34 protein-coding genes are annotated in these 26,207 nt (G+C 64.7%); 13 read left to right on the top strand and 21 right to left on the bottom strand.

Features of this window, described 5'->3' with window-relative positions:
• Positions 1-5: 5 nt before the first annotated feature.
• Positions 6-674, bottom strand: coding sequence for a phosphoribosylformylglycinamidine synthase subunit PurQ (purQ, locus tag AC1DRD_RS14355; protein ID WP_478029457.1), 669 nt, complete (start codon positions 672-674; stop codon positions 6-8).
• Entirely contained in the window at positions 671-898 is a 228-nt protein-coding gene (gene purS / locus AC1DRD_RS14350) for a phosphoribosylformylglycinamidine synthase subunit PurS (RefSeq protein ID WP_066824307.1), read from the bottom strand. The genes purQ and purS overlap by 4 nt, the downstream gene beginning before the upstream one ends.
• A 40-nt stretch (positions 899-938) precedes the next feature.
• Here purS and AC1DRD_RS14345 point away from each other — a divergent pair, with 40 nt between their 5' ends.
• Positions 939-1,205, top strand: coding sequence for a hypothetical protein (locus AC1DRD_RS14345; RefSeq protein ID WP_478041870.1), 267 nt, complete (start codon positions 939-941; stop codon positions 1,203-1,205).
• Positions 1,206-1,270: 65 nt separating this feature from the next.
• On the opposite strand, the gene purC is transcribed toward AC1DRD_RS14345, so the two are convergent.
• From purC to AC1DRD_RS14330, 3 genes are all read right to left on the bottom strand, one after another.
• A complete protein-coding gene (purC, locus tag AC1DRD_RS14340) occupies positions 1,271-2,050 on the bottom strand; it encodes a phosphoribosylaminoimidazolesuccinocarboxamide synthase (protein ID WP_478029454.1) in 780 nt (259 codons plus the stop codon).
• A 99-nt stretch (positions 2,051-2,149) separates the two neighbouring features.
• Positions 2,150-3,058 carry a DUF4349 domain-containing protein gene (locus AC1DRD_RS14335; protein WP_478041869.1) on the bottom strand — a complete coding sequence of 303 codons (909 nt, stop codon included), beginning with the start codon at positions 3,056-3,058 and terminating at the stop codon, positions 2,150-2,152.
• 194 nt (positions 3,059-3,252) lie between these two features.
• Positions 3,253-3,585, bottom strand: coding sequence for a UrcA family protein (locus AC1DRD_RS14330; protein WP_478041868.1), 333 nt, complete (start codon positions 3,583-3,585; stop codon positions 3,253-3,255).
• A 111-nt stretch (positions 3,586-3,696) separates the two neighbouring features.
• Between AC1DRD_RS14330 and AC1DRD_RS14325 the strand changes: the two genes are divergently transcribed.
• The gene (locus tag AC1DRD_RS14325) at positions 3,697-4,620 is read left to right on the top strand and encodes a LysR substrate-binding domain-containing protein (protein ID WP_478041867.1); all 924 of its coding nucleotides are present in this window, start codon (positions 3,697-3,699) and stop codon (positions 4,618-4,620) included.
• On the opposite strand, the gene AC1DRD_RS14320 is transcribed toward AC1DRD_RS14325, so the two are convergent.
• Both AC1DRD_RS14320 and AC1DRD_RS14315 read right to left on the bottom strand, forming a co-directional pair.
• On the bottom strand, positions 4,617-5,462 hold the full coding sequence (locus AC1DRD_RS14320; protein WP_478041866.1) for an alpha/beta hydrolase: 846 nt from the start codon (positions 5,460-5,462) through the stop codon (positions 4,617-4,619). The genes AC1DRD_RS14325 and AC1DRD_RS14320 overlap by 4 nt on opposite strands.
• Before the next feature lie 142 nt (positions 5,463-5,604).
• Positions 5,605-5,790 carry a hypothetical protein gene (locus tag AC1DRD_RS14315; protein WP_478029447.1) on the bottom strand — a complete coding sequence of 62 codons (186 nt, stop codon included), beginning with the start codon at positions 5,788-5,790 and terminating at the stop codon, positions 5,605-5,607.
• A gap of 115 nt (positions 5,791-5,905) precedes the next feature.
• Here AC1DRD_RS14315 and gcvA point away from each other — a divergent pair, with 115 nt between their 5' ends.
• Both gcvA and AC1DRD_RS14305 read left to right on the top strand, forming a co-directional pair.
• The gene (gcvA, locus tag AC1DRD_RS14310) at positions 5,906-6,802 is read left to right on the top strand and encodes a transcriptional regulator GcvA (protein WP_478029445.1); all 897 of its coding nucleotides are present in this window, start codon (positions 5,906-5,908) and stop codon (positions 6,800-6,802) included.
• Positions 6,803-6,924: 122 nt separating this feature from the next.
• A complete protein-coding gene (locus AC1DRD_RS14305; RefSeq protein WP_478041865.1) occupies positions 6,925-7,239 on the top strand; it encodes a hypothetical protein in 315 nt (104 codons plus the stop codon).
• Positions 7,240-7,266: 27 nt separating this feature from the next.
• Here the strand turns inward: AC1DRD_RS14305 and AC1DRD_RS14300 are convergent, their stop codons facing one another.
• Genes AC1DRD_RS14300 through AC1DRD_RS14290 form a run of 3 tightly spaced genes read right to left on the bottom strand, consistent with a single transcriptional unit; the run spans position 7,267 to position 8,245 of the window.
• Positions 7,267-7,467, bottom strand: a complete 201-nt coding sequence (locus AC1DRD_RS14300; RefSeq protein WP_478041864.1) for a hypothetical protein — start codon at positions 7,465-7,467, stop codon at positions 7,267-7,269.
• The gene (locus tag AC1DRD_RS14295; RefSeq protein WP_478029440.1) at positions 7,468-7,776 is read right to left on the bottom strand and encodes a hypothetical protein; all 309 of its coding nucleotides are present in this window, start codon (positions 7,774-7,776) and stop codon (positions 7,468-7,470) included.
• A 58-nt stretch (positions 7,777-7,834) separates the two neighbouring features.
• Entirely contained in the window at positions 7,835-8,245 is a 411-nt protein-coding gene (locus tag AC1DRD_RS14290; protein WP_478029439.1) for a MarR family winged helix-turn-helix transcriptional regulator, read from the bottom strand.
• A 75-nt stretch (positions 8,246-8,320) separates the two neighbouring features.
• On the opposite strand from AC1DRD_RS14290, the gene AC1DRD_RS14285 reads away from it, so the two are divergent.
• The 3 genes from AC1DRD_RS14285 to AC1DRD_RS14275 all read left to right on the top strand — a co-directional run bounded on the left by AC1DRD_RS14285 (position 8,321) and on the right by AC1DRD_RS14275 (position 14,360).
• Positions 8,321-10,087: a chloride channel protein gene (locus AC1DRD_RS14285; RefSeq protein ID WP_478041863.1), complete on the top strand. Its 1,767-nt coding sequence runs from the start codon at positions 8,321-8,323 to the stop codon at positions 10,085-10,087.
• Positions 10,088-10,163: 76 nt separating this feature from the next.
• Positions 10,164-12,413, top strand: a complete 2,250-nt coding sequence (gene parC, locus AC1DRD_RS14280) for a DNA topoisomerase IV subunit A (RefSeq protein ID WP_478041862.1) — start codon at positions 10,164-10,166, stop codon at positions 12,411-12,413.
• Between the two features lie 237 nt (positions 12,414-12,650).
• Positions 12,651-14,360, top strand: a complete 1,710-nt coding sequence (locus AC1DRD_RS14275) for a putative bifunctional diguanylate cyclase/phosphodiesterase (RefSeq protein ID WP_478029436.1) — start codon at positions 12,651-12,653, stop codon at positions 14,358-14,360.
• Between the two features lie 117 nt (positions 14,361-14,477).
• Here the strand turns inward: AC1DRD_RS14275 and AC1DRD_RS14270 are convergent, their stop codons facing one another.
• The 4 genes from AC1DRD_RS14270 to AC1DRD_RS14255 form a co-directional block, all read right to left on the bottom strand.
• A complete protein-coding gene (locus AC1DRD_RS14270; RefSeq protein WP_478041861.1) occupies positions 14,478-15,677 on the bottom strand; it encodes a CCA tRNA nucleotidyltransferase in 1,200 nt (399 codons plus the stop codon).
• Positions 15,665-16,252 carry a CoA pyrophosphatase gene (locus AC1DRD_RS14265; RefSeq protein ID WP_478029434.1) on the bottom strand — a complete coding sequence of 196 codons (588 nt, stop codon included), beginning with the start codon at positions 16,250-16,252 and terminating at the stop codon, positions 15,665-15,667. The genes AC1DRD_RS14270 and AC1DRD_RS14265 overlap by 13 nt, the downstream gene beginning before the upstream one ends.
• Positions 16,249-16,815 carry a DUF1285 domain-containing protein gene (locus AC1DRD_RS14260; protein WP_478029433.1) on the bottom strand — a complete coding sequence of 189 codons (567 nt, stop codon included), beginning with the start codon at positions 16,813-16,815 and terminating at the stop codon, positions 16,249-16,251. The genes AC1DRD_RS14265 and AC1DRD_RS14260 overlap by 4 nt, the downstream gene beginning before the upstream one ends.
• A 218-nt stretch (positions 16,816-17,033) precedes the next feature.
• On the bottom strand, positions 17,034-17,546 hold the full coding sequence (locus tag AC1DRD_RS14255; RefSeq protein ID WP_478029431.1) for a GNAT family N-acetyltransferase: 513 nt from the start codon (positions 17,544-17,546) through the stop codon (positions 17,034-17,036).
• A 293-nt stretch (positions 17,547-17,839) separates the two neighbouring features.
• On the opposite strand from AC1DRD_RS14255, the gene AC1DRD_RS14250 reads away from it, so the two are divergent.
• Positions 17,840-18,211, top strand: a complete 372-nt coding sequence (locus tag AC1DRD_RS14250) for a dihydroneopterin aldolase (protein ID WP_478029429.1) — start codon at positions 17,840-17,842, stop codon at positions 18,209-18,211.
• A gap of 57 nt (positions 18,212-18,268) precedes the next feature.
• Here the strand turns inward: AC1DRD_RS14250 and AC1DRD_RS14245 are convergent, their stop codons facing one another.
• Positions 18,269-18,964, bottom strand: a complete 696-nt coding sequence (locus AC1DRD_RS14245; protein ID WP_478029427.1) for a hypothetical protein — start codon at positions 18,962-18,964, stop codon at positions 18,269-18,271.
• 371 nt (positions 18,965-19,335) lie between these two features.
• On the opposite strand from AC1DRD_RS14245, the gene AC1DRD_RS14240 reads away from it, so the two are divergent.
• From AC1DRD_RS14240 to AC1DRD_RS14225, 4 genes are all read left to right on the top strand, one after another.
• Positions 19,336-20,016: an energy transducer TonB gene (locus AC1DRD_RS14240; protein WP_478041860.1), complete on the top strand. Its 681-nt coding sequence runs from the start codon at positions 19,336-19,338 to the stop codon at positions 20,014-20,016.
• Between the two features lie 80 nt (positions 20,017-20,096).
• Positions 20,097-20,894: a MotA/TolQ/ExbB proton channel family protein gene (locus AC1DRD_RS14235; RefSeq protein WP_478029423.1), complete on the top strand. Its 798-nt coding sequence runs from the start codon at positions 20,097-20,099 to the stop codon at positions 20,892-20,894.
• An 89-nt stretch (positions 20,895-20,983) separates the two neighbouring features.
• Positions 20,984-21,469, top strand: a complete 486-nt coding sequence (locus AC1DRD_RS14230) for an ExbD/TolR family protein (protein WP_478029421.1) — start codon at positions 20,984-20,986, stop codon at positions 21,467-21,469.
• Positions 21,470-21,498: 29 nt separating this feature from the next.
• Positions 21,499-21,927 (top strand): ExbD/TolR family protein, encoded by a 429-nt coding sequence (locus AC1DRD_RS14225; protein ID WP_066806755.1) that lies wholly within the window; start codon positions 21,499-21,501, stop codon positions 21,925-21,927.
• 120 nt (positions 21,928-22,047) lie between these two features.
• On the opposite strand, the gene AC1DRD_RS14220 is transcribed toward AC1DRD_RS14225, so the two are convergent.
• The 3 genes from AC1DRD_RS14220 to dcd all read right to left on the bottom strand — a co-directional run bounded on the left by AC1DRD_RS14220 (position 22,048) and on the right by dcd (position 23,767).
• Positions 22,048-22,257, bottom strand: a complete 210-nt coding sequence (locus AC1DRD_RS14220; protein ID WP_478029419.1) for a hypothetical protein — start codon at positions 22,255-22,257, stop codon at positions 22,048-22,050.
• 71 nt (positions 22,258-22,328) lie between these two features.
• Entirely contained in the window at positions 22,329-23,102 is a 774-nt protein-coding gene (locus AC1DRD_RS14215) for a nuclear transport factor 2 family protein (RefSeq protein ID WP_478041859.1), read from the bottom strand.
• Positions 23,103-23,212: 110 nt separating this feature from the next.
• Entirely contained in the window at positions 23,213-23,767 is a 555-nt protein-coding gene (gene dcd / locus AC1DRD_RS14210; RefSeq protein ID WP_066824368.1) for a dCTP deaminase, read from the bottom strand.
• A 96-nt stretch (positions 23,768-23,863) separates the two neighbouring features.
• On the opposite strand from dcd, the gene AC1DRD_RS14205 reads away from it, so the two are divergent.
• On the top strand, positions 23,864-24,553 hold the full coding sequence (locus tag AC1DRD_RS14205; RefSeq protein WP_478041858.1) for a hypothetical protein: 690 nt from the start codon (positions 23,864-23,866) through the stop codon (positions 24,551-24,553).
• Between the two features lie 40 nt (positions 24,554-24,593).
• Here the strand turns inward: AC1DRD_RS14205 and AC1DRD_RS14200 are convergent, their stop codons facing one another.
• Genes AC1DRD_RS14200 through AC1DRD_RS14190 form a run of 3 tightly spaced genes read right to left on the bottom strand, consistent with a single transcriptional unit; the run spans position 24,594 to position 26,187 of the window.
• On the bottom strand, positions 24,594-25,037 hold the full coding sequence (locus AC1DRD_RS14200; RefSeq protein WP_478041857.1) for a cytidine deaminase: 444 nt from the start codon (positions 25,035-25,037) through the stop codon (positions 24,594-24,596).
• The gene (locus AC1DRD_RS14195; RefSeq protein WP_478041898.1) at positions 25,034-25,705 is read right to left on the bottom strand and encodes a GH25 family lysozyme; all 672 of its coding nucleotides are present in this window, start codon (positions 25,703-25,705) and stop codon (positions 25,034-25,036) included. The genes AC1DRD_RS14200 and AC1DRD_RS14195 overlap by 4 nt, the downstream gene beginning before the upstream one ends.
• On the bottom strand, positions 25,705-26,187 hold the full coding sequence (locus AC1DRD_RS14190; RefSeq protein ID WP_478029412.1) for a UPF0262 family protein: 483 nt from the start codon (positions 26,185-26,187) through the stop codon (positions 25,705-25,707). Before AC1DRD_RS14190 ends, AC1DRD_RS14195 begins: the two co-directional genes overlap by 1 nt.
• Positions 26,188-26,207 lie beyond the last annotated feature (20 nt).

Genomic DNA, 26,207 nt, shown 5'->3' with positions numbered 1-26,207 from the left:
GACTGTCAGGCCGAGACTAGCTCCATCAGTCCTTCGAACAGCCGGCGACCGTCGTCGCCGCCATGCGCCGCTTCGATCTTGCGTTCGGGATGCGGCATCAGGCCGAGCACGTTGCCCGCGGCGTTGAGCACGCCGGCGATCTGGCGCGACGATCCGTTGACGTTACCGGTGTAGCGGAACGCGACCCGGCCTTCGCCTTCGAGCCGGTCGAGCGTCTCGGCATCGGCGGTGTAATTGCCGTCATGATGCGCGACGGGGATCAGGATCGTCTCGCCAGCGGCATAACGGCTGGTGAACGCCGATTGCGCATTCTCGACCGACAGTTCGACATCGCGGCAGACGAAATTGAGGCCGGCATTGCGCATCAGCGCACCGGGCAGCAGCCCCGCTTCGGTCAGCACCTGGAAGCCATTGCACACGCCGAGCACCGGCACGCCGCGCTCGGCGGCGTCGACCACGGCGCGCATGACCGGCGACCGCGCCGCCATCGCGCCCGAGCGCAGATAATCGCCGTACGAAAACCCGCCCGGCAACGCGATCAGGTCGGTGCCGGCAGGCAGATCGGTCTCGCCGTGCCACACCATGTTGGGCTTCCGCCCCATGATCGACTCGATCGCCACCGCGAGGTCGCGGTCGCAATTGGAGCCCGGGAAAACGACGACCGCCGCGGTCATCGCTCGATCCTGTAATTTTCGATCACCGTATTGGCGATCAACTTGCGGCACATCCCGTCAAGGTCTTCGTCGGTCACCGAGTCGGCGACGTCGAGCTCGATCACCTTGCCGGCGCGGATGTCGTTGATGCCGCCAAAGCCCAGACCTTCGAGTGACTTGTGGATCGCCTTGCCTTGCGGGTCGAGCACTCCCGGCTTGAGGGTGACGACGATGCGAACCTTCATGGAGCGGCGCTTTCCTGGCTGAAACGGAGTCGGCGTCCCTATGGCCGCGCCGGCGGTTCGCCGCAAGTTTTACGCTTCGTTTACCCGCGAAGCGCAGCGTTTCGTCCAGCGGGCGACTCGCCAAGGGGTCGCGCTCGCCGGTTTAGGGGGTTCGGACATGGCCGGACTGGCAATGGTGATGTTCATCGCGCTGTTCACCTTCGGTGGACAGTATTTCGGCTGGACCGATGCCGGGGGCTGGATTCAGCTGTCGCTGGTCTCGTCGTTCATCTTCGGAATCATCTGCGGATTCCGGGTCAAGGACTGAGTCCTTTCCGTTTTCAGCCAGGCTGAAACGGGCCGGCGCCGTAACAGCGAAGCTGCAAAACGCGCTTATTTGCCCCGGTTCTGGCGATGCGTTTCGAGGTCGAGCACCGCACCATCGGCGCCTTCGGGCAACAGCCCCAGCCTCCGTGCGACTTCCTGATAGGCTTCGACCTCGCCGCCCAGGTCGCGGCGGAACCGGTCCTTATCGAGCTTCTCGTTGGTCACCATGTCCCACAGCCGGCAACCATCGGGGCTGATCTCGTCCGCCAGAATGATGCGGCTGTAATCATTGTCCCAAATCCGCCCGAACTCCATCTTGAAGTCGACCAGGCGAATGCCGATCCCGGCGAACAGGCCGCACAGGAAATCGTTGGTGCGGATCGCCAGGTCGGCGATATCGTGCATCTCTTCCTGGCTGGCCCAGCCGAACGCCGCGATATGCTCGTCGGTGATCATCGGATCGCCGAGCGCGTCGTCCTTGTAATAATATTCGATGATCGTGCGCGGCAGCTGGACGCCTTCCTCGATCCCCAGCCGCTTCGACAGCGACCCAGCGGCGACGTTGCGCATCACCACCTCGATCGGCACGATCTCGACCTGGCGGATCAGCTGCTCGCGCATGTTGAGGCGGCGGATGAAGTGCGTCGGTACTCCGATCATCCCGAGCAAAGTGAAAATGTGCTCGGAAATCCGGTTGTTGAGCACGCCCTTGCCGCTGATCGTGCCCTTTTTCTGCGCGTTGAACGCGGTCGCGTCGTCCTTGAAATACTGGATCAGCGTGCCTGGTTCGGGGCCCTCATAGAGGATCTTGGCTTTGCCTTCGTAGATCTGGCGGCGGCGTGCCATCTTCGGCGCTTACCTTTGTAAAATGAGCGCCCCGGCAACGCGGATAGCGCGCCGGGGCGGGAAGCAATGGCCTATACCGGAACGACTGCTCGGGTGCAATCAGGCGGGGGGCGGGGTATCGTTGGATGGCAGCGGCTCGACGTCCGTCGCGGGGCCTCCCCAGCGCCGCCTTGCTACGCGAACGGTGAAGAAGATGCCGATCCCCACTGCCGCCCACGGCGCGAGGAAGATCGCCAAGCGCAAGATCGCATAGAGTGCGGCGCCGAAGAACCACCAGGATTGGCCGACCGTCTCGCCCAGCGGGCCTTGGTCGGCGGTGCCGACGACTGCGGCGGCATAGTCGATCTCTACATCGGACATAGCCACCCGGCCCTGCAATTGGGTCAGCCATGCCTTGGCCTGATCAAGTTCCTCTTGCGCGGCAGCCACACTGCGTTCGGCCTCGACCAATTCGCTCACCTTGCCGGTGCGCGACTGAAGAATCTGGGTCAGCCGTTGGACCAGCAGCTCACGCTGGCGGATTCGCGCGCTGGTGTCGGAAATCTCTTTCGATACGTCCTCGGCGCTGATCGACTGGTCCACCGCTCGCCCGCCGGCCCTGGCGACCGAATCGACCAGGGTCGCACTGAACCGCCGCGCGATGTCGCTGGCGACGCGGAGCTTTAACGAGGCGGCGCTGCCATTCCCGCTGCTACTTTCGGATGAGACCAGTTGGCATCGCGCCAGCCCCAGTTTGTCGCAAGCCGCGATATGCGCCTGCTGGGTCGACGCTACCCGATCGGCGGGGAGCCGAAAGCTGTACTTATAGTCATAGGCGATCTGAGGGAGCGTCACTGTCAGCGGCGTGGCCGCCGTCTCGTCACCCTTGCCTCCATTGGAGGCATCGCCCGGCGGCGCGGCTGGGGCGACATCATAGGCATTGAGCTTTTCGGCCGATTTGAGACTCGACACCTGGTTACATCCGGCGAGGACGAAACACAGAATGATCGACATCAGAACGATCCGCATAACGCTCTCTCCCGACAATCTTGATACACAATCTCATTGATCGGGTATTGCGTCAAGGCGTGTCAGAATAGCGATGAATTGGAGTGTGTGCCCAGATTGGAACGGCCACGAAGGGGTAGGGATTGCGCCTGATGGATGCCTGCCGGCGTAGGCAACCCATCAGATCGCTTAATTGGTCAAGTGCTGCGTCTGGGTCATTTGGCCATAGCAACTTCGACGCCCGCTTTGCGGGTCTTACCCGCGTCGACGGTGGCGAGCAGGACGTTGCGCTGACGCCGGGCAGAGGTCGCGGCGACCGACCGGCAGCGGTCGTTCGAGAGGATACCGGTACGCGGTGCGGCATCGGCGGCGGCGCATACCTGATCGATCGCTGCGCGCAGGCGGCGGTCGAGTGTCCGGCGGCCGTTTGCGGTCGACAGATCGAGGTCGGCGGTCGTGACTCGGGCGGTTGGCGGAACCGGCTTGTCGCCGGCAAATGCAGGGACTGCTGCGACCAGCAGAGCGGTCATCATCAAGGGCTTGAACATCTTCTTTCTCCTGTCGTCGCCGGGGGTGGCGACGACACCGATATGCCGCGGGCCGCGTCGCAGCTCCAATCGAACGTTGAGAGCAAGCCATAAATCTGCTTTATGTCTTGAATGACGTCTATTCCTCCGCTCGGCGCGGTGCGCGTGTTCGAGGCCGCGGCGCGGCTCGGCAATTTCACGCGGGCCGCCGAGGAACTCGGCACGACCCAGGCGGCGGTGAGCTATCAGATCAAGGTGATCGAGGAACGGGTCGGCGCGCCGCTATTCGCCCGCAAGGGGCGCGGAGTCGAACTGACCGAACTCGGCCAATTGATCGCGCCGCAAGTGACCAGCGCGTTCGAGAAGCTCGACGAGGCGTTCCGTGCCGCGCGCAGCGATAACGAGACGATGCTGACGGTGAGCGCGCCGTCGACCTTCGCGACCAATTGGCTGTCGTCGCGCATCGGCGACTTCCAGCTTGCCCGGCCCGATCTGGCGGTGCGGCTCCGCGTGTCGGACGCGCTGACCGAGTTCGATCGCGGTGAGATCGATGTCGCGATCCGTGGGGCGCCGGCGCCATGGCCGGGGCTGGAAGCGGACTTCCTGATGCGGATGCCGTTCACGCCGCTGGCGAGCCCGGCGCTGCTCGCCGCCCATCCGCCGGTCGCAACGATCGATGATTTGCTGGCGCTGCCGCGGCTGTCGCCGGGGGATGGCTGGTGGCGGTTGTGGTTGGGGAGCGTGTCGGGAGATCAATCCGACGAGTCGCCCCCCAGTGTGCAGCTCGAATCGCAAGTGCTGCAGGGGCAGGCGGCGATTGCGGGGCACGGTGTCGCGGTGCTCAGCCCGCCAATGTGGCAACGCGCGATCGATGCCGGGCAGCTCGTCCAGCCGATCAAGCGCATCGCCTATTGGCGCAACAGCTTCTGGCTGGTCTATCCGGCGCATCGCAAGCGGCAGCGCAAGGTCGCGGCGTTTCGTAGCTGGCTGCTTGCTGAAGTGAGGGCGTCGCTGCACGACGATCCGTTCGGGGCGCTGGTGCCGGCGCCGGTCTAACAACCGGTTGCCGCGAAAGCTGCGACGATCAGATGCTTGGTGGCTGTCCAAGCAGCGGTGCCTGGCGTCACCAGCTCGACATGCCCGGTATCCGGCACGGTGTGCAGGACAGCTTCCTCGCCCGCTTTGGCGGCATAATCCGTCGCCAGCCGATAGGGCACGATGCGGTCCTCGCGGCCATTGACCAGATCGTGGCGCACGCCGATCGGCAACAGCGGCGGGATCGAGGTATCGGCATAGACATCGCGCCCATCGCTGCCCGGCGCGCCGACCAGATCGCGGATGACGTCGATGCCGCAGCCATTGTCGGGGCTCGCCGCCACTGCCTCAAGGTCGGGCAGCGCGCCGCAGGCGACGACATGCGCGATCGCCAACGGCGTCGCGCACCACAGCGGACTGTCGAACGGCAGTCGCCGCCGCCCGGCCAGCCACAAAGCCAGATGTCCGCCCGCCGAATGCCCGGTGGCGACGATGCGGCGCAGGTCGAGCCCGTATTTGGGGGCATAGCCGCGCAACGCATCGGCCGCCGCCGCGGCGTCGCGAAAGGTGCCCGGATAGCCGCCGCCGGGGCGGTCGACGCCGCGATAATCCAGGTTCCAAACCGCAAAGCCGTCGCGGCGCAGATCCTCGGCGACCCAATTCATCAGCGTGCGATCCGCAATGCTGGTCGTCCAGCATCCGCCATGGACCATCAACACGACAGGGAAAGGGCCGGCGCCATCGGGCAGCCAGAGATCGACGCGTTGCCAGGGATCGTCGCCATAGGCGATCGCCGCTTGCGGTTCGGGACGTGGGCGCGCGGTCAGGTCTGCCCAGGTCAGCGGCTCGAAATCGTCGCTCATGTGAAGGGAAAAGACCGGCGGCGCGCGGAAGGCAAGGAGGAAGCGGGTCCTGCCGTCCGATCGACGCCGCCGGAGAAGCGTAGGTCCGGAAAGGGCCGGGCGCGCATGGGGGCACGCGTCCCGGTCCTGGGGCTGGCGCGGCTCACCGCAGCCCGGAGATGCGGACCTTGCGCCAAACGCGGTGCCACGGCGCGTCGAACTGCGCCCGGTTGAGCGCTTCGAAACTGTCGCTGACCTTCTCGGCCAGATCATGGCCCAGCTTATCGACGTCCGCTGTCAGGCGGTGTTTGTTCGCGGCCCAGTCGCCGCTCAGGAAATCATCGCGCATGGCTCAATCCTCCTCATAAAATCCGGCGTTGGCGATGAGGTGGATATGCTCGTATCGGCGTCGCTTCGCCAACAAATCGTTGGACATAATCGACAAGCCATGCTTATCAAGTTTCATGCGCCGCCTGCCGCCCCTTGCCGCCGTTCGCGTGTTCGAAGCCGCCGCGCGGCACGAGAATTTCACCGCCGCCGCGAATGAGCTCGGCATGACCCAGGCAGCGGTCAGCTATCAGGTAAAATTGCTCGAAGAGCGGCTCGGCGCGCCGCTGTTCCGCCGCGAAAAGCGCCGCGTGGTGTTGACCGATGCGGGCCGCAAGGCAGCGCCCCAGATCACGCGCGCCTTCGACGCGATCGACGCCGCGTTCGGCGCGATCCGTGCGGACGATGCGGCGGTGCTGACCGTGTCGACCTCGAACACCTTCGCCAATACCTGGCTCGCCTGGCGGCTCGGCAGTTTCCAGATGAACCATCCGGAAATGGCGGTGCGCCTGCTGACCAGCGACGCGCTGGCGGACTTTGCCAGCGACGACGTCGATGTCGCGATCCGTGCCGGCCTGGGCGGATGGGACGGGCTGCACGAGGAGTTGCTCGTGCGGATCGATTTCACGCCGATGTGCTCGCCTGGATTCCTCAAGCGCCACGGACCGTTCACGGTCGAGGACATGCTGCGCATCCCGCAAATCAGCCCGCACGATCCGTGGTGGCCGTTCTGGCTACGCGAGGCCGGGGTGGAAGTGCCCGATGGCCCGCCACGCGTCGGCGTCCGCCTCGACAGCCAGGCGCATGAAGGACATGCCGCGATGGCGGGGCAGGGAATGGCGATGCTGACGCCCTTCTTCTGGCGCAACGACTTGGCCGACGGACGATTGGTGCGGCCGTTCGATCAAGTCTCGACCCGCGGCTACGCTTATTGGCTCTGCTATCCCGAAGCGCGGCGCGGCGTCGCCAAGATCCGTCGCTTCCGGGAATGGCTGCTCGACGAACTCGCCCGCGATATGCCGAGCCCGGTCTGATCGCGTCGCGTGGGGCATGTCGCATTCCGCCAATACGGTCGGAGGGCATGGGCCTATCTCTCCAAGGGTCGAGAGCCGCTCTCCGCTCCCGGAGTGCGCTCTCGCTTTGCAGGGAGGATGGCATGGCCGATCTCATGAAACCTGCGCTGGCGGCGGCGGTATCGATGCTGGGCTTGTCGCTGGGCGTAACCGACGCGGCGGCGCAAAAGCAGCCCGGCGTGCCGGCGGGCGAGACGCAAGGCGTCCTGATCGGGCTGGACAAGCCGGACAGCACCCAGATCAAGAGCGAACAGGTCAAGGGTCAGGCACCGGTCAGCAACCAGTGGAAGTCGCCCTCGAGCAGCCAGATCAAGGGCGAGGGCCCGGTCAGTACGCAGTTGAAAGCGCCTTCGAGCAATCAATGGAAAGCGCCGTCGAGCAACCAGATCAAATGGTAGCCGCGATCCGCTGACCTCTCCTTCGCGTCAACTCTTCGACGCGCCGATCAGCGCGGTGCGCGCCGCGCGGGTCGCCATGCGGCGATCCAGAAGCGCGCCAGGCGTGCCGACCGACCCTTCGCGCATGATCCGTTGCGCGACGTGCTCCAGTTCGCCCGGTCGTGGTGCACGATCCTGTGCGATGCAGGCGGCAAGCACTGGGTAGAGCAAGCGATATTCCGCGAACATTCACCCGTGCAGGGGATCGTCGACGCCGGGGTGTTGCCGTTCGATCCACGCCAGGCGCCAGGCGCGGCCCTCGATCCAGAAGGGAATGGCCGCCAGCAACGCGAATACCAACGTCATGCGCAGGAATTCGCTGCGCGGCAGCATGTTGGCCGCCCACAAGATGACGGGCACGACGACGATCGGGGGACCCCAAGCGGGGTGGCGGATCAGCCGGAAGGCGCGCCATAGCGACCAGCACAGCAGGATCGCGGCGGCGACGCTGCCGACGATCAGGCCTATCGATTCGACGATCACCAACAAGATTTGCATCCGGCCATCCTCCTGGTCGGAATTTATATCGTATTGCGATATAAATCAAGGGTGCGCGTCAGGCGATCGTATCGAGCAACTGCTTCAGCATCGGCCGCATCCGGACGATCTCGTCGCGGTGCACCGTCGATAAGCGTTCGAGGATTTCGCGGGCCTTTGGGGTCAACTCGAGCAAGGCCTGACGGCCGTCATGCGGTGATGGCCGGCGTGCGATCAGTCCCAAGGTTTCCAGCCGCACGATCAGCCCGGACGCACTATGCGGCTTCACGAACAGGCGTTCGGCGACATAGCCGATGCTGACCGGTCGTGGGGAAGCGCCGCGGATGGTGAGCAGCACCTGATGCTGTTGCGGCGTCAGCCCGAAATCGGCTGCCCGCTCTTCGCTGAACGCCTGGAACTGGCGCAACGTGCGGCGAAAATCGGCCAGCGCGGCATATTCGGCGTCGGTCAACTCGTGCCCGCTCGACATTGTTTCGTCATCCTCGATTGAACTATGTCGCGCCGCGATATAGTTGCGCGGCGTCTCCCTACAAAACAGGACGCCATGTCACTCCATTTCACGTCCGCCGACAAGGCGCGTCCTTTAGGCGATCACAGCGCCGATTTGCGCATGATCATGCTGACCGCCGCTGCGATCCCGGTCGGGATCGGCGCGGCGCTGGGGGCATGGCTGTTGATCCGCCTGATCGCGATCGCGACCAACCTGTTCTGGTTCGGCCGATTGTCGGCGAGCCCGACGGATATCACCAGCGCGCATCTCGGCCTGTTGACGGTGGCGATCCCGGTGATCGGCGGGCTCTTGATCGGGCTGATGGCACGGTTCGGATCGGAGAAGATCAAGGGCCATGGCATTCCCGAAGCGATCGAGGCGATCCTTTATGGCGAAAGCCGATTGTCGCTGAAGGTAGCGTTGCTCAAGCCATTGTCCTCGGCGATCTCGATCGGCAGCGGCGGTCCATTCGGCGCCGAAGGGCCGATCATCATGACCGGCGGGGCGATCGGCTCATTGTTCGCGCAGCGTTTCCGGCTGAGCGCCGCCGAGCGCAAGACATTGCTGGTGGCGGGCGCCGCGGCGGGCATGACCGGCATTTTCGGCACGCCGCTCGCCGCCATTCTGCTGGCGATCGAGGTGCTGCTGTTCGAATGGAAGCCGCGCAGTTTCGTGCCGGTGGTGACCGCGGTGCTGGTTTCCTTCGCCTGCCGCCCGATGCTGCTCGGTTCGGGCGCGCTCTTCCCGTTCCCGGCGGTCACGCTCGACTGGTGGCATGCGGCGTCGGGGTCGTTCGCCACAGGAATTCTCGCCGGGCTCGAAGCGGCGTTGCTCTCGGTCGCGCTCTACAAGGTCGAGGATCTGTTCCACCGCCTGCCGGTTCACTGGTTCTGGTGGCCCGCGCTTGGCGGTATCGTCGTCGGGCTGGGTGGGCTGATCGACGCGCATGTGCTCGGCGCCGGCTATTCGAATATCCAGGCCTTGCTCGACGGATCGATGACCTTGCGCATCGTGCTTGCCTTGCTGGTGGTCAAAGCTGTGGTCTGGCTGATCGCTCTTGGGTCGGGAACGTCGGGCGGCGTGCTCGCGCCGTTGCTGATCTTGGGCGGCGCGCTCGGGGTCGCACTCGGACAGTTCCTGCCGGGGCCGGCGGGGTTCTGGGCAATGGCAGGAATGGCCGGGATCATGAGCGGCGCGATGCGCGCGCCGCTGACCGGCGCCTTCTTCGCGGTCGAGGTGACCGGGCATTTTACCGATCTGCCTGCAATGACGGCTGCCTCGGTCGGCGCCTATGCGGTCAGCGTCTTGATCATGCGCCGTTCGATCCTGACCGAGAAGATCGCACGCCGCGGGCGCCATATCCTGCAGGAATATACCGTCGACCCCCTCGATTTCCTCCAGGCGGAACAAGTGATGACGCGGGATCCTGAGACCTTGCCGGGCGACATGCCGATCTGTGACGTCGTCGCGTTCTTCGCCGATCATGCGACGCACCGTTCCTATCCGGTGGTGGGGAAGGACGACCGGCTGCTCGGATTGGTGTCGCGCTCAGACGCCTTGCGCTGGCAGGTCGAGCGTAGTCAGGACGACACGCCACTCGCCGACGAATTGTCCGATGCCTCGCAACCGATGGCCTATCGCCATTCGCCAATCGGAGAGGTCGCCGATCTGATGGTCGAAACCGGAATTGGCCGCGTGCCGATCGTCGATCCCGCCAGCGGCAAGGTGGTGGGCATCTTATCGCGCCACGATCTGCTAAAGGCGCGCGGCGAGCGCCGCCGCGCCGAGTTCGAACGGGCGCGGGGCGGGGCCGCCTCATAATTAGAGGCTGGACCCATCCACACCTTCTTCGTTCCCGATATTTCCTCTCGGGCAAATAGGCTCTAACCGCTTTCGGATGGCAGCCGAGACGACCGACCTTCCCGACAATCCTTCCGTGGGCGTGTTCGACGCGCCGTTCGATAGCGCGCTCAGCGAACGCTACCTCGTCTACGCGCTGTCGACGATCACCGCGCGCTCGCTGCCCGACGTCCGCGACGGGCTGAAGCCGGTGCACCGCCGCCTGCTTTGGGCGATGCGGACGCTCAAGATGGATCCCAACAGCGCCTACAAGAAATCGGCGCGCGTGGTCGGCGACGTCATCGGCAAATACCATCCACATGGCGATGCCTCGGTCTATGACGCGATGGTCCGGCTCGCGCAGGATTTCTCGCTGCGCTACCCGCTGGTCGACGGTCAGGGCAATTTCGGCAATATCGATGGCGATAACGCCGCCGCCTATCGCTACACCGAAGCCCGCCTGACCCAGGTCGCTACCGACCTGATGGACGGCCTCGACGAGGATGCGGTCGGTTTCCGCCCAACCTATAACGGCGAGGACCATGAGCCCGAGCTGATGCCGGGCGCTTTCCCCAATCTGCTCGCCAATGGCGCCGCCGGCATCGCGGTTGGCATGGCGACCAGCATCCCGCCGCATAACGCCGCCGAATTGCTCGATGCGTCGATCGCGCTGATCGACAATGCCGACGCCAACGTACTCGACTATGTGAAGGGCCCCGATTTGCCGACCGGTGGCGCCATCGTCGACAGCCCTGCGGCGATCGCCGAGGCCTATGCGACGGGCCGCGGCTCGTTCCGGACGCGCGCGACGATCGAGCGGGTCAATGAAAAGGGTGGCGGCTGGCATCTCGTCGTGACCGAAATTCCGTACGGCGTGTCCAAGGGCAAGTTGATCGAGGGCATCGCCGACCTGGTCAACGACAAGCGCTTGCCGATCCTGGCCGATGTCCGCGACGAATCCGCCGAGGATTTGCGCATCGTGCTCGAACCGCGCAGCCGTACCGTCGATTCCGACACGTTGATCGAAAGCCTGTACCGGCTGTCCGATCTCGAAACGCGCATACCGCTCAATTTGAACGTCCTCGACGCAACGCGAACGCCACGCGTGATGAGCCTCAAGGAAGCGCTACAATCCTGGGTCGATCACCAGTTCATCGTGCTGCGCCGCCGCTCGCAGCATCGGCTCGACAAGATTGCCGACCGGCTCGAACTGCTCGACGGCTATATCATCGCCTATCTCAACCTCGACCGCGTGATCGAGATCATCCGCACCGAAGACGAGCCCAAGCCGGTGATGATCGCCGAGTTCGAGCTGACCGACCGTCAGGCCGAAGCGATCCTCAACATGCGGCTGCGCAGCTTGCGCAAGCTCGAGGAAATGGAGCTGCGCAAGGAGCGCGAGGGGCTCGAGAAGGAAAAGGCCGAGCTCGACTTGTTGCTCTCGTCCGACGCACGGCAGCGCACGCGGTTGAAGCGCGACCTCGGCAAGGTCCGCGACCGCTATGGCCCGGAGACTGTACTCGGTCGCCGACGCACAAAGATCGAGGAAGCGGCGCCGGCACGCGAAATCCCGCTCGAGGCGATGATCGAGCGCGAGCCGATCACCGTGATCCTGTCGCAGCGCGGCTGGATCCGCGCGATGAAGGGCCATGTCGAGCTCGCCTCGGCCGATGCGATGAAGTTCAAGGAAGGCGACGGCCCGCGCTTCGCCTTCCACGCCCAGACAACCGACAAATTGCTGCTCGCCGCCGAAACGGGGCGCTTCTACACGCTCGCCGCCGACAGGCTGCCCGGCGGCCGCGGCTTCGGCGAACCGGTGCGGCTGATGATTGATCTCGATGGAGAGGCCGGGATTGCTGCATTGCTGCGCGCAAGCGAGGCGGAGAAATTGCTGGTCGCGGCGTCCGATGGACGCGGCTTCGTGTTGAAGGCGGCTGACGCGATTGCCGAGACGCGCAAGGGCAAGGCGGTGGTGACGCCGCGCGCCGGCGCCAAGCTCAAGATCGTCCGGCCGATCGCCGGCGAGGACGATTACGTCGCGGCGATCGGCGACAACCGCAAGATGCTGGTATTCCCGCTGTCGGAAGTCGCCGAACTAGCCAAGGGGCAAGGCGTCCAGCTGCAGCGCTATCGCGACGGCGGGCTGTCGGACGCGGTCACATTCAAGTTCGCCGAGGGGCTGAGCTGGGCGATGGGCGGCGAAAGCGGCCGCACGCGCACCGAAACCGACCTGCAGCCGTGGCGCACCGCGCGCGGCGCTGCGGGGCGAATGCCACCGACAGGGTTCCCGCGCGACAACAGGTTTTGATTTAACCCCTCTCCCGCTTGCGGGAGAGGGAGGGGCCCGCCGCGCAGCGGTGGGAGGGTGAGGGTCTTCTTTCTTTTCTTGGGACGCTAATCGCTTGGAAGAAGAAAGAAGACCCTCACCCAACCCTCTCCCGTAAACGGGAGAGGGCTAGAATGTCGCTCCGCCAGCCACCCCCAAGTGGCTGAAACCGGGGCAAGCTTCAGCGCGCTTTAACCAATCCCGCCTAAGCGGGTCGCAATGGCGCTCGGATTGTCTCGCGCGAAGGCCGCTAAAGCCGTGCCCGTCGAATCGGCGGCGGTCGTGCTGCGCCCCGACGAGATCGCCGGAATCGCCGCATCGATCGAACTGATCCCGGTGCCGTTGGCTCTTGTCGGGCGCCCCGACAATGCTGTTATCGTGGCCGCCGCGAACCGCGCCTTTCGCGCCGCCGGACTGGGCAATACCGCGGGTGAAGCGCCGCTGATCGCCGCCTTGGGCGAGCGGATCGCGACGTTCCTGGCGGGGGAGGCCGTGAACGACGAGTTCACCTGGGAATTCGGCGACGCGGTCGATTGCCGCCATTTCCGCGTCACCCTGGCGCGGCGCTCGTCGGCATCGTCTTATTGCTTCGCCACCCTGGTCGACCATACCGGCGAATTGCGGACCGCGCGCAATTTGCGCCGCGAGATGATCACCGACAGCCTGACCGGTCTGCCCAATCGCAGCGGCTTCAGCGAATTGCTTGAGGAGCGGATCGCCGAGGGCGGTGGCGCGCGCTACGCGGTGTTGATCATCGACCTAGACCGATTCAGCCGGGTCAATGCCTGTATGGGGTCGATGGCAGGCGACGAATTGCTGATCACACTCGCGCGGCGCCTCAAGGGCGCGTTGCGGGCGTCGGACATGCTGGCGCGCACCGGCGGCGACGAATTCGGCATCCTGCTCGCGCTCGAAGAGAGCGAGGCGGAAGCCGAACAGGTCGTTCGTCGGATTCAGGAGACGCTGGCGACGCCGTTCCGTATGTCGGACTTCGAAATCCGCGTGTCGTGCTCGATCGGCATCGCGTTCGGGTCGGATGCGGTGGAGGATTCAGAGGATCTGATCCGCCACGCCCATTTCGCCGTCAAACGCTCCAAGACGTCGGGCCAGGCCGAATATTACCAGACCCAGGCGCTAGATATCGCGCGCGAGCAATTCGGCATCGAGACCGAGCTGCGCCGCGCGATCGAAAATGGCGCGATGCGGCTGACCTATCATCCGATTTGCGATCTCGCGACCGGCCAGGTCGTTGCGTTCGAATCGCTCGCGCGCTGGACCGACGAACACGGCCATGAACATTCGCCCGCCGACTTCATTCCGGTCGCCGAGGAATCGGGACTGATCGTTCCGCTCGGCCGCTGGGCGATCGAGGAGGCGGCGCGGACGCTCCGGTCATGGGATATCCGCGCGGGCGGCGACTGCGGCGTGCGCGTCGCGGTCAATCTGTCGGCGATCCAGCTGCAGCGCGACGATATCGCGCCGGCGGTCGAGCAGGCGCTGCTGCGCAATCAGCTGACCGGCAGCCGCTTCACGCTCGAGCTCACCGAAAGCGCGCTGATCTCCGATCCCGAGCGCGTCGCTGAGACCATGCATCAGCTCAAGAGCCTGGGCGCGACCCTGGCGATGGACGATTTCGGCACGGGCTATTCGAACCTGGCCTATCTTCAGAAACTGCCGATCGACGTGCTCAAGATGGACCGCAGTTTCGTGACCGGGATGCTCGCCGACCGCGACAAGGTGGCGATCGTTCGCGCGATCCTCAGCCTGGCCCAGGCGCTCGGCAAGGAAACCACCGCGGAAGGGATCGAGACCAACGAGCTGGCGCAGACCTTGGCGGCATTGGGCTGCACCTATGGCCAGGGATTCGTCTACGCCAAGCCGCTCGAGGCCGACGAGGCCTATGCCTATCTGGTCGCGTCGAGGGCCTGAGAGTCTGTTTGAAAACGCGCTGAGGGCGCGTTTCGCGGCACCAGCCCGCTCCCCCACCCGACCTCCCATAGAATACCCTGATTGGGAGGTCGGGTGGGGGAGCGGGCTGGTGCGGTCTCAAAACTCGCTCTTTCGCGAGTTTTCAAACAGACTCTGAGCGACTTCTTCGTCGGTGATCGCGGCGACACGCGCGGCATCGGGGAAGTGCTCGGCGATCCAGCGATCCTCGATTGCCCGCAAGGTCTTCGCCACATCGGGTCCGGCTTTCAGCCCCTTGGCGACGAGCTGTCCGCCCGACATGGGCAGCCTCGGCCGTGCCCAGTCGCGGATCGCCGCAGCGTCGCCACCCGACAGCAATAGCCGGTCGATCGCGAACTCGGTGCCCAGCCGATAGGCCAGCGCGTGCGGATCGGCATCGACCGGCAGTGTTGCGCTTTCCAGCCGCTGGCGTTGCTTGTTTGATAGCTTCAGCCGCGCTCCGACGCTCGCCGCGACGGCGGTATCGGCGGGCAGCAATGCGGCCAGCCGGCGGATCGGATCGGGAGCGATTCCGCTATCGGCTTCTTGTCTCGCCAGATCGGCAAGACGCGCGATACTTGCGATTTCTGGCAAGACGGGGACGAACACGGCGCGCTCGATCATCAGCGTGATGACCTCGACCGCGCGCGGTGCCACGAGCAAGCGCAGCAATTCGTTGGCGATGCGTTCGCGGGACAGCGCCATCAGGTCATTGGCGCGCTCGGTACAGGCCTGCAAACCGTCGGGGTCGGCGATATCGCCGAACCGCGCGAGGAAGCGGAAGAAGCGCAGGATGCGCAGATGATCCTCGGCGATGCGGCGGTAGGGGTCGCCGATGAAGCGGACGTGGCGCGCTTCGAGATCGGCGATCCCGCCGAAATAATCGTGGATCTCGCCGGTTGCGGGATCGGCATAGAGCGCGTTGATCGTGAAATCGCGCCGTGCCGCGTCCTCGCGCCAATCGTCGGTAAAGGCGACCGTCGCACGCCGGCCGTCGGTGGTGACGTCGCGCCGCAAGGTGGTCACTTCGTACACTTCATTGCGCGACACCGCAGTGATCGTGCCATGGTCGATCCCGGTCGGAACCGCCTTGATTCCGGCGGCTTCGAGCAATTGGATTACCATGCGCGGGTCATGCGGAGTGGCGAGGTCGATATCGGCGGTCTCGATTCCCAATAGCGTGTCGCGCACCGCGCCGCCGACGATCCGCGCATTGTCGGCGCCGAGCGCCGCGACCAACCGAGCGAGACCGGGGCGATCGCGCCACTCTGCCGGAGGAAGCAACGTCATGCCGCCCATCGCAGCCGCCGTGACAGATTGACCAGCATCGCCGCCGTCGCGCCCCAGATGCGGCGTTCGCCCCAGCGGATTTCGTAGAAATAGCGTGTCCGGCCCTGCCATTCCGCACTGGCGCGAAGTTGATTGGCGGGATCGAGCACGAACGCCAGCGGCACTTCGAACACGTCGGCGACTTCGGCCTCGTTAGGGTGATAATCGAGATCGGGCGGGACCACACCGACCACTGGGATCACCTCGAATCCGGTGACCGTGAGGTAGCGATCCGCCTCGCCGATCAAGGTGACGGCGGCGCGGGGCAAGGCGATTTCCTCCTCTGCCTCGCGCAATGCGGCATCGGCTGCGTCGAGGTCACCAGGATCGATCCGGCCACCGGGAAAGGCGACCTGTCCGGCATGGCGGCGCAGGCTTTCGGTGCGCTGGGTCAGGATCAGCCCGGGCTCGGGCCGATCGGTCACCGCGACCAGCACCGCGGCCGGCATGCGCGTGCTCCCGATCCCGGGATGATCGCCGGGGAGCAATTCGGGCTGATGGACATGGTCGAGCGCGAGGCGCAGCCGTTCGGCGAGCGTCGTCATGCGTCGGACTCCAGCGCGAAGAAGGCGCCGTTGCTCCACACGCCCGGCGGATCGTCGTCGCCCGACAGCGCCCGCTCGGCGATATCGTAATAGACCGATCGCGCGACCAGCGCCTCGAGCCCGCCACGAACGTGGAGATAGGGGCGCGGTCCGTCTTCACCCTGCTCGAATCGCAGCGCGTGACCGGCGTCGGCGGTGACCAATTCGCCAGTGTTGAGGCGAAAAGCGAGCGCCGCGTCGCGCCCTTCGCCTTCGGCCTTCATCTCGACCGCGAGGAAGGGAGCGTCCTCGACCTCGATGTCGAGCTTCTCGACTGGCGTGACCAGCACGTAACCGCCATCGGATTCGCGCCGCAGGATGGTGGCAAACAGCCGAACCATTTCCTGCCGGCCGATCGGCGATCCCATGTGGAACCAGGTTCCGTCGCGCGCGATCCGCATGTCGCTGTTACCGCAATGGCTGGGATTCCATTGCTCGACCGGAGGCAGGCGCTTCTCCGCCACGAGCCGCGCCACGTCTGTGAGCGACAGGCTGGCAAGATCGGGAGGCGGGGCCATCGGCATGCGATGACCGCTAGGGCAGGGAAGATCGGGCTGCAACCGCGAGCCGGCATATGGCGGTCGGGATGATGACTCCTCCCACGTCACCCCGGCCTTGTGCCGGGGCCCAAGGTGCCGCGAGCACCGGACTTTTAGTCTCTTGCCCTTCGCTCAGCCGCCCGTTGGCCCCCGGAACAAGCCGGGGGTGACGACCGGCTGGCGACGGCTGTTTTCCCGCTACGTCAGACCGCGACGCTGACGCGCGACCCCAACTCTCCCGCGATGGCGGGCACGTTTGACCCGCGCGCGAGCAATCTATGCGCCTCCACGGGCCCCGGCAGGCGCCACCCCGCAGTCGCTGCGGCGGAAAATCCCCAGAAGCGGCCATAATATTCCGGATCGCCGATCAGCATCATCGCGCCGTCAAGATCGAGCTCGAGCGCGGCGTCGAGCGCCTGGTGGACCAGTTCCTTGCCCAGTCCACCGCGTTGGCGCGACGGCTCGACCGCGACCGGGCCGACCAGGACGAGTGGGTGAATGCTGCCGTCGTCGCCACGGAGCGCAATCGGCCAGCATTGGATGGTGCCGACGAGCATGCCGTCCTCGATCGCCGCGAAGCTGAGATCGGGAATCGATTCGACGCCGTCGCGCAGGCGATAGGCAGTGCGGCCGTGACGGTCTCGGCCGAACGCACGGTCCAGCAACGCCTCGACGGCGGCGGGATCGATGGCGTTGATCGGCACGAAATCGGTCACTTGGCGGAGTCTCCTCGAACGCTCGGGCAATACGCCCGGGGGCGGGCGCTTTATCGGCATCCCGGCTGAATACAAGGCGAATGCGCAGGCCGCGGCGCCACAAGGGGTTGATCGCGGGCCCCGGGACGGGCAGGGGCGCGCTCCTGCGTTGTTTTCAGCTGCGCTGAGTCGGCGCCGGCCCGCTCCCCCACCCGACCGCCCATAGAATACCTTGTTGGGCGGTCGGGTGGGGGAGCGGGCCGGCGCCGTAACCGTTTCAGCTTGCTGAAACCAAATTAAATGGATCACGCGACTTGGAAGACCGGCTGCAACTCGAAGTGCACGATATCGAGGTAATGGTGCTGACCGGCATCTATTCCGAGGAAACGCATCTTCCCCAGCCGTTGCGCATCTCGATCACGGTCGATCTCGACCTGCCGGGTCGATTCGGTCCCGAATCGCCGCTTTCCATGTCGAAAAATTATCTCGATTTGAAACACGCTGCGACCAGATCGCTGCCGGAGGGCGTGCATTTCACGCTGATCGAGGGCGTCGCCGATCACATTTGCGAGACATTGTTCCTGCAGGACAAGCGCGTCGCCCGCGTCGAGGTGAAGATCGTCAAGCTGGCGATCTCCGAAGGCGGCGAATCGATCGGGATTACCCTGGTCCGCCATCGCCGCTAGGAGCGATTTCAAGTCGATCGGAACAATCGGCGGCTCGGAAATCGCGGAGCGAATCCGTCAGGACGGATTCGCTCCGGCTCGGCAGGGACCGAGCCCTTGCTTGACCAGCGCATAGTCCTGCTGGATCGCCGCGGCGTCGGCCGGGTCGAGTCCGGTCAACGTGTCGGCTGGTATTTCGACCGGCAGGCCGCAGGCCAGACGGTACCACAGGAATGTGTTACGCTGTGGTGGCGGCAAGGCATCCTCCACTACTTCGCTCAGCGATACCGTCCATACCGGCGCCTGATTCTGTTTGCGCTGGATGCCGAGCGAGATCGGATGTCCGGTGGTCTTGAGGAAGATCTGCGTCTCTCCTTCGCCGGGAAGAGTGCCTGCCGCATGGAAGGCGTTGGAGATGCCGACGATCGCGGGCGGCGCCTTTGGCGAAACCAGATCGGCGGACAGTCTGCGTACCGTTGCATCGGTCTGCGGCGACCATTGCAACTGCGCGCCGGGGGTCACCAATTGAAGCTGGTCGGGGCTGTTAGCGACCGCGCGCGCGAAGATAATCACGCGCATTTTCTTCAACTTGGGTGGCCGGCCGGCGGCGTCGAGCGGGGCGTCGTATAGATAGCCGATCTGTGGCGGCAACGCCCCCGGCGCGCGGATCAGCGCGTTGATCGTGACCGTGAGATAATAGCGTATTTGCCCCGGCGCGAGCCCGGTAGCCTCCGCCGGCTTGATCTTCGCGGCATCGGTGATAGTGGCGTCCACGACCACCGGCGCCTTCGTCGCCAGATCAGCCATATCGGCATAACGATAAACAGGCGGCGGCGGGAGCACTTTGGTTGCTGACACCGGTATCATCGGAGCGGCGCCCGCAATGAACAGGACAGAGAGGAATCGAGCCATGGGAACGCGTGACATATCGAATGAGTTAGGCGATCAGAACGTTCCTTTACAGAAATAATTCTGCCATGCTGCGATTGTACGTTTGTTGCGCCCGACAAAGCGTTTGCGTCGTCGCAGGGGTAACGATAGAGACTCGCGCTCTGCCCGATCTGGCGCTAGCCGAAGGGTTCGTTGCCGAACGATTAACGTCTGGCGACATTCGCGGGTCGGACACGAAGGAGTTGAGTTTCTGAATGTCATACGCTGATCGTGATACAACCGGCAGCCGTATCGTAGCGATTATCATTGTTTCGCTGATCGTTGCGGGATTCGGTTATGCTTTCGTGACCGGCTTGGCGGTAGATTTCGCCAAGAAGGCCGCTGAAAAACTGAACGCGTTCGACGTGGCACCGCCGCCACCGCCGCCGCCGCCAGACAAGCCGCCGCCCCCGCCGCCGGACCAGCCGAATCTGYCGCCGCCGCCGACTCAGGTCGTGATCCCGCCGATCACGCCGCCGGTGCAGTCGCCGGTCAACATCGCGACGACCAACGTGCCGCAGCCGCCGCCCCCGGTGACGCCGCCGGCCCCGGTCGTGCCGCCGCAGCCACCCGCGCCGCCTGCACCCAAACCCGTCGCCGTAAAAGGCGGGCCGAGGGGCAATCCCGGTAGCTGGTTTACCGACGACGATTATCCTGCCGACGCCAAGCGCGCTGGCGCCTCGGGCCGTGTTTCGGTGCTGCTCAGCATCGATACGTCGGGCAAGGTTGCCGGATGTCGCGTCACCGCATCGAGCGGCAACTCGTCGCTCGACGACGCGACCTGCCGTCTCGCGCAGCGTCGTGGCCGCTTCACCGTGCAGAAGGATACGGAAGGTAACGCTCAGCCTTACAGCTATACGTTGCCCGGCATCCGCTGGACGCTGAAGGACGAATGACTTTTTTCACGCCGGCGCCCGGAAACCCGGGCGCCGGCCGGGTTGTATCTTGAGACGATATTTTTAGAGGAAGCATCCGAATGAGCATCTCCATCCTTAACGCTGGTGCGGCCGGTGCCGCCCAGGAACAGTTCGGCTTCTGGAACGCGCTGCACGAAGGCGGCGCCATTTCCTATGCCACCGCGGGCATTCTGCTGATCATGCTGTTCTTCACGCTCTACATTTTCTTCACCAAGGTGTTCGAGCAGCAGAAGATCATCAACCAGGGCCGCCGCGTGCGCGCCACGTTCTGGAACTCGAACTCGCTGCGCGAAGGTGCCGCCAAGCTCGAGAAGAACTCGGCTTACAAGCAGCTGGTCGATGACGGCCTGGCCGCGCAGGAACAGCATGCAAGGCTGACCGATCCGGTCGAGGCGCACGACTGGCTGCACGGCTCGCTGCAGCGCTCGGAGGATGCGATCAACTCGGCGCTCGGCGGCGGTCTCGCCTTCCTCGCGACGGTCGGCGCGACGGCGCCGTTCATCGGGCTGTTCGGTACCGTGGTCGGCATCTACAAGGCGCTGCTCGGCATCGCTGCTGCTGGTCAGGCCTCGATCGACAAGGTCGCCGGCCCGGTCGGTGAGGCGCTGATCATGACTGCCTTCGGTCTGGTCGTCGCGGTTCCCGCGGTGCTCGGCTACAACTTCCTGCAGCGCCGCAACAAGGCGATCCAGGAAGCGCTCAGCGCGTTCGCGAACGACGTCCTCGGCTACCTCGCGTCGAACGGCGCGGTGAAGCCCAGCGCCGCGGTTCGCAAGCCGGCCGCCGCCGCGACGACACCGGCCAAGCCGGTGACGACCACCGCCGGTCAGGCGGGTGGCGTTACCACCAAGCCGTAAGCACGTGATGGCGGAACGGGCGCGGTGCCCTGTTCCGCCAGACGTCCGGGCCATGGCCCGGACGCACGAAGTAAGGATAGGAATGCTTAATGGCTATTAGCACCGGAGGCTCCTCCGAAACGCCGATGTCGGACATCAACACGACGCCGCTCGTCGACGTCATGCTGGTGCTTCTGATCATCTTCATCATCACGGTTCCGGTCGTGGTGCAAAATGTGAAGCTGAAGCTGCCAGAAGTTAAGTACGATGTGACGCAGACGAAGCCGGAAAACGTCAACCTTTCGATCGTGTCCGACGACGCGGGTCAGTGCGGCATCTATTGGGGCATGACCCGGATGACGCACAAAGAGCTGCTCGAAAGGGCGACGAAGAAAATGCAGGCCGATATCGAACGTCTCAGGGCGGCCGGTCCGATCGACCCCGAGAAGATCCCCGAAGTGCACATCCGCGGCGACGTCAATGTCCCGTACAAGTGCATCGGCGCGGCGATCTACACGATGCAGTCCTCGGGCTTCATCAAGGTCGGCTTCATCTCGCAGCCTCCCCCCAAGGACGGGTCCGCCGCGGCGTCCTAACCGTCTCGCTAGCTCAGGAGTTTTGAATCATGGCAATGAGTGGCGGCAGGGATGATGGCGCGCCGATGATGGATATGAACATGACGCCGTTGATCGACGTCTTGCTCGTGCTCCTCATCATGTTCATCATCACCATCCCGGTCCAGACGCACGCGGTGAAGGTCGACCTTCCCGTCAACCAGGCGAACAACCCGCCGCCGGTCGACGCGCAGAAGAACAAGATCATCATCGACGCGAACGACAATGTGACGTGGAACGGTACGCCGGTGACGAGCGACGAACAGCTCGACCAATATCTACAGGCGACCCTGCAGATCCAGCCCGAACCGGAGCTGCACTTCCAGCCGCTTCCGGACGCGCGCTACGAGAAGGTCGACAAGGTCCTGGCGGTCATCAAGCGCTCCGGGATCAGTAAGCTCGGCTTCATCGGCAACGAGCAATACGCGAACGAATTCTGACGCTTCAGGGCATCGATTTCGTCGAAAGGGGCGGCCGCGCAAGCGGTCGCCCCTTTTCGTTGGCCGGTGAACTGTGCTGGCCTGTTCGATTTAGGATGCGGGCTGATAATCCGATCGGGCCTAATGCCGCGCAGCATGGAGATAGTCGACCAACTCGCGGTTGATCGCGACGCCCGCCAGTTCGGCTCCGATGCCGATATAGCCTTCGCGCCGCAACCGTTGGCGCACGTCGTTCACGGAGCTGCAGTCACCTGACTGCGCCAATTGGATGGCGCGTTCGATCGTCGTTAGTGGTTCGGACATGAACTCGCTTAGGCGCGAATCGATCATGATCCCATCGCATTCGGCGCTTGATGCCGGACACGCGGAGTTCGGTGCGATAATCGGCGCCGGTTCCTTGGTCAGGGGTAGCGCGGGCCCTCTGCGACGACGGCGCCGTTCTCCTCGATCTTGATCGCAGGCGCGTCCGTGTCCGCAAAAACGATACGTAGATCGCGCTCCAGCGCGAAGAATCGGTTGGGCGCACTGGCGGCAAGCGTAACCCGAAGACCGCCGGACCGGAGCACGAGCCGATCATTCTCGACGGCGACGTCCACATCGCCAGCCCCGGTGCGGTAGCGACCGACATAGCGTTTCAACACATCGGGCGGAATCGAGAGCGCCGTTGCCGCTGGGCGATAGGGCACAGGGCGGTGGTCGTAGCTGACGATTCGCGTCATCAGCCAACGGCCGGACTGAAGCTTCCAGATCACCAGAAACCGCGCATTGGTCGCGGCCTTCTCGGGCGCATCTCCTTGCTTTGCATAAAAGAGATGCTCGCCGGCCAGCATGGCGCCATAGCCCGGTATCGCCTGATAAAGCAGGCTTGGTGCAACCAGCTCCCGACGCATGCGCAGGTGGGGAGTACCGCACGGTCCCTTCATCAAAGAGGCGGCAACCGCTTCGCGCGAGCGGGTCAGACCGGTCATGTCATGATAGAATTCAACATCGTTCGCGAGAAATGGGGTCATGGCGGCGGCGTCGCAGGCGTTGAAGGCGCGCCAGAAGGCATCATCGGCCTCGCGTACGGCTCGCTCGTCCGGCGACATTGGGGATGACGTCGATTGTGCAGCAACAGGGGCGATCGCGACCGTTGCGCCGGCAACGGCGATCGACAAGCTCAGGCGCCGCAACATCGTCGCGCTCTCCTTTGTGTATTGCTATAGCAATACACGCATACAGCAGGCTTTGCCACGGGCTTCAACACTTTACGCCCGCTAAGGATTGGCGGATGTCTTATCCGCGCTCAGAGCCGCGGCAAAGTCACCCCGCGTTGCCCCATATATTTGCCCGCGCGGTCGGCATAGCTCGTCTCGCAGGGCTCGTTGCCCTGCAGGAACAGGAACTGGCACGCGCCCTCATTGGCGTATATCTTGGCCGGCAGCGGGGTGGTGTTGGAGAATTCGAGCGTCACATGGCCTTCCCATTCCGGCTCTAGCGGGGTGACGTTCACGATGATGCCGCATCGCGCATAGGTCGACTTGCCCAGGCAGATCACCAGCACGTCGCGCGGTACGCGGAAATATTCGACGGTTCGCGCCAGGGCGAAACTATTCGGCGGGATGATGCAGCAATCGGTCTTGCGGTCGACAAAGCTGTTCGCGGCGAAATCCTTGGGATCGACCGTCGCCGAATCGACGTTGGTGAAGATCTTGAATTCGTCGGCGACGCGCGCGTCATAGCCATAAGAGGACAGGCCGTAGCTGATGCATCCCTCGCGCCGCTGTGCTTCGACGAACGGCTCGATCATGCCGTGCTGCGTCGCCTGCTCGCGAATCCAACGGTCGGAAAGGATCGCCATTCTCTACTCCCTGTTCGCCAGCAGCTTTCGCGGCAATAAAGCGATCGGGCAAGAGGCGCGGTACCCAGCGCTGGCGAAATCCACGGAGACGACAGAATGCGGATCGATCCCTCGCGCGCGATTGGCGGCTATGCCGCGGTGATGACCCTGGCGACGGCGTGGCTGGCATTGGCGGCGGTGGCACCCGCGGCGGCCAAGTTCGATACGATCGACGTCGAGCGGATCAATGTGCGCGAGCCCGACGGGACCCTGCGGCTCGCCATCTCCAACCACGCGCTGATCCCCGGCCTCATCTATGGTGGCAAGGAATATCCGCATCCCAATCGGCCCGAAGCCGGGATGATCTTCTACAACGACCAGGGCGACGAGAATGGCGGGCTGGTGTTCGACGGCGGGTTGAAGGACGGAAAACCGACCAATGGCGGCAGCTTCACCTTCGATCGCTATCATCAGGATCAGACGCTGCAATTGATCAGTATAGAGGACGGCAAGGACCGTCATGTCGGACTCGCGATCAACGACCGTCCCGATGCGCCGATGGATGTTGCGGCGGGGCTCAAGGCCCGGACCATGGTGGCGGGGCCGGATCGCGACGCACTGCTCGCCAAAGCGGGGTTCAGCAACGCACGGCGGGCATGGCTCGGCCGATCGGCGGACGGCACGGTCGCGCTTGTGCTGAGCGATCCGCAGGGCAGGCCGCGCCTGACGCTCGGGGTCGGGAAAGACGGCACGCCGAGCGTCGAGTTGCGCGACGCCGCCGGCAAGGTCACGCGGACGGTACGGTAGGACGCAGATGTCCCCTCCCTGGCAGGGAGGGGTGTCCTGCTCAGGCAATGCCGAGATTGGCGGGCCCGAATGCGTGCGGCAGCAATTCTGCCAGCGTGTAGCTGGCAATCGGACCGCCGGTCAGCCCCGAGCACCAGATTGCTAGATCGCGCCGGCCCGCCTGCGCGGCTTCGTTGAGCACTTGGCGGCAACGGCCGCAGGGCAGGATCGGCTCGACCCCCTCCTGGCCGGTCATGCCGCCGACGATGCCGACCGCGACGACGTCGCGCATCCGTCCGTCGGCACTGGCTTTCGCCACCGCCACCGTCTCGGCGCAGAGCGACAGGCCGTAGCTCGAATTCTCGACATTGGCGCCGGTGACGATGCTGCCGTCGACCATCAGTAGCGCGGCGCCGACCGAGAAGCGCGAATAGGGTGCCCAGGCATTCGCCGCCGCGCCGCGCGCCGCCTCGATCAGGCGTTCGGCCATATCCGTATCGTTCATTTCGTCACCACGTCCCAACTGACCGGCCCTTCGACCCCATCGATGCGCCGCATATCGCTCGCCCGCCACATCCGCCATGGCCGCGCGGCATAATCCGGCGGAAAGAAGTTCTGTGCACTCCAGATGGGGCGGTCGAGCGCCGACGTCACGTCGTAATTCGCTTCGAACCGCTTCGATACGAGTAGCAGCACGGGGCGCTCGGTATGCGCTTCGACCATGATGATGAAGCGTTTGAGTTCTTCCAGCACGACATCGCGCGACGGCCGGTCGTTGCACCCGTCGATGAAATCCACCTCGAGCGCCGGCGGCAAGGCGTCGTCCGCTTTGGGCACGGTGGTGTTGAAGTTATTCGCCTGGTCGGCGGCGAGCCGGCACAGCGACCAGGCGTGGATCGCGCCGCGGCGCATGCCGGCGTCCGCGATGCCGCGCCAATTGTCCTCGAACCGCGCGTCGCGGTCGCCGCCCTGGGTCGCGCGGGCATAGCCGAAATCGGCGCCGGCCGCCTTGACCGCGTTCCAGTCGACCGCGCCATTGGCGTCCGACACGTCGACGCCCTGAAACTGATAGTCGCTGGCCGATGGACGCCAGTCGCGCGCGACCAGATACAGCGCGCCGGCCAGCGCGAGCATCGCGACCGCCAGGCCGACCGGCAATGCCAGGCGCCGCATCACGCGCGGATGTGCAGCACGCAGATCAGCGTGAACAGCCGCCGCGCGGTGTTGAAATCGACGTCGATCTTGCCCCCCAGCCGCTCCTTCAAGAGCTCGGCGGCATCATTGTGGATGCCGCGTCGGGCCATGTCTACCGTCTCGATCTGCTGCGGCGTGGCGTTGCGGATCGCTTCGTAATAACTGTCGCAGATCGCGAAATAATCCTTGATCGGCCGTCTGAGCGTGCCGAGCGAGAGGATCAATGTTTCGAGCGGCGAGCCGTCCTTGCGTGACAGCGCGAGCACGAGTCGGCCTTCCTCGACCCCGAGATGGAGGACATAGGGACCGGCATAGCCGTCGGGATAGTCGCGCAACGGGCGGAAGGCATTGTCCTCGAGCAGGTCGAAGATCGCGATGCGGCGTTCCTGTTCGACGTCCGCGCTGCGCCACACGATCGTGCGGTCGTCGAGCGTGATGTCCTTGATGCGATGATCCGCCACGGACCGCGCTTATCCCCATC

The sequence above is a fragment of the Sphingomonas sp. P4_G2 genome, assembly GCF_056401155.1.
Note: the sequence above shows the minus strand (reverse complement) of the source record. Positions and strands in the feature narration are given on the sequence as shown.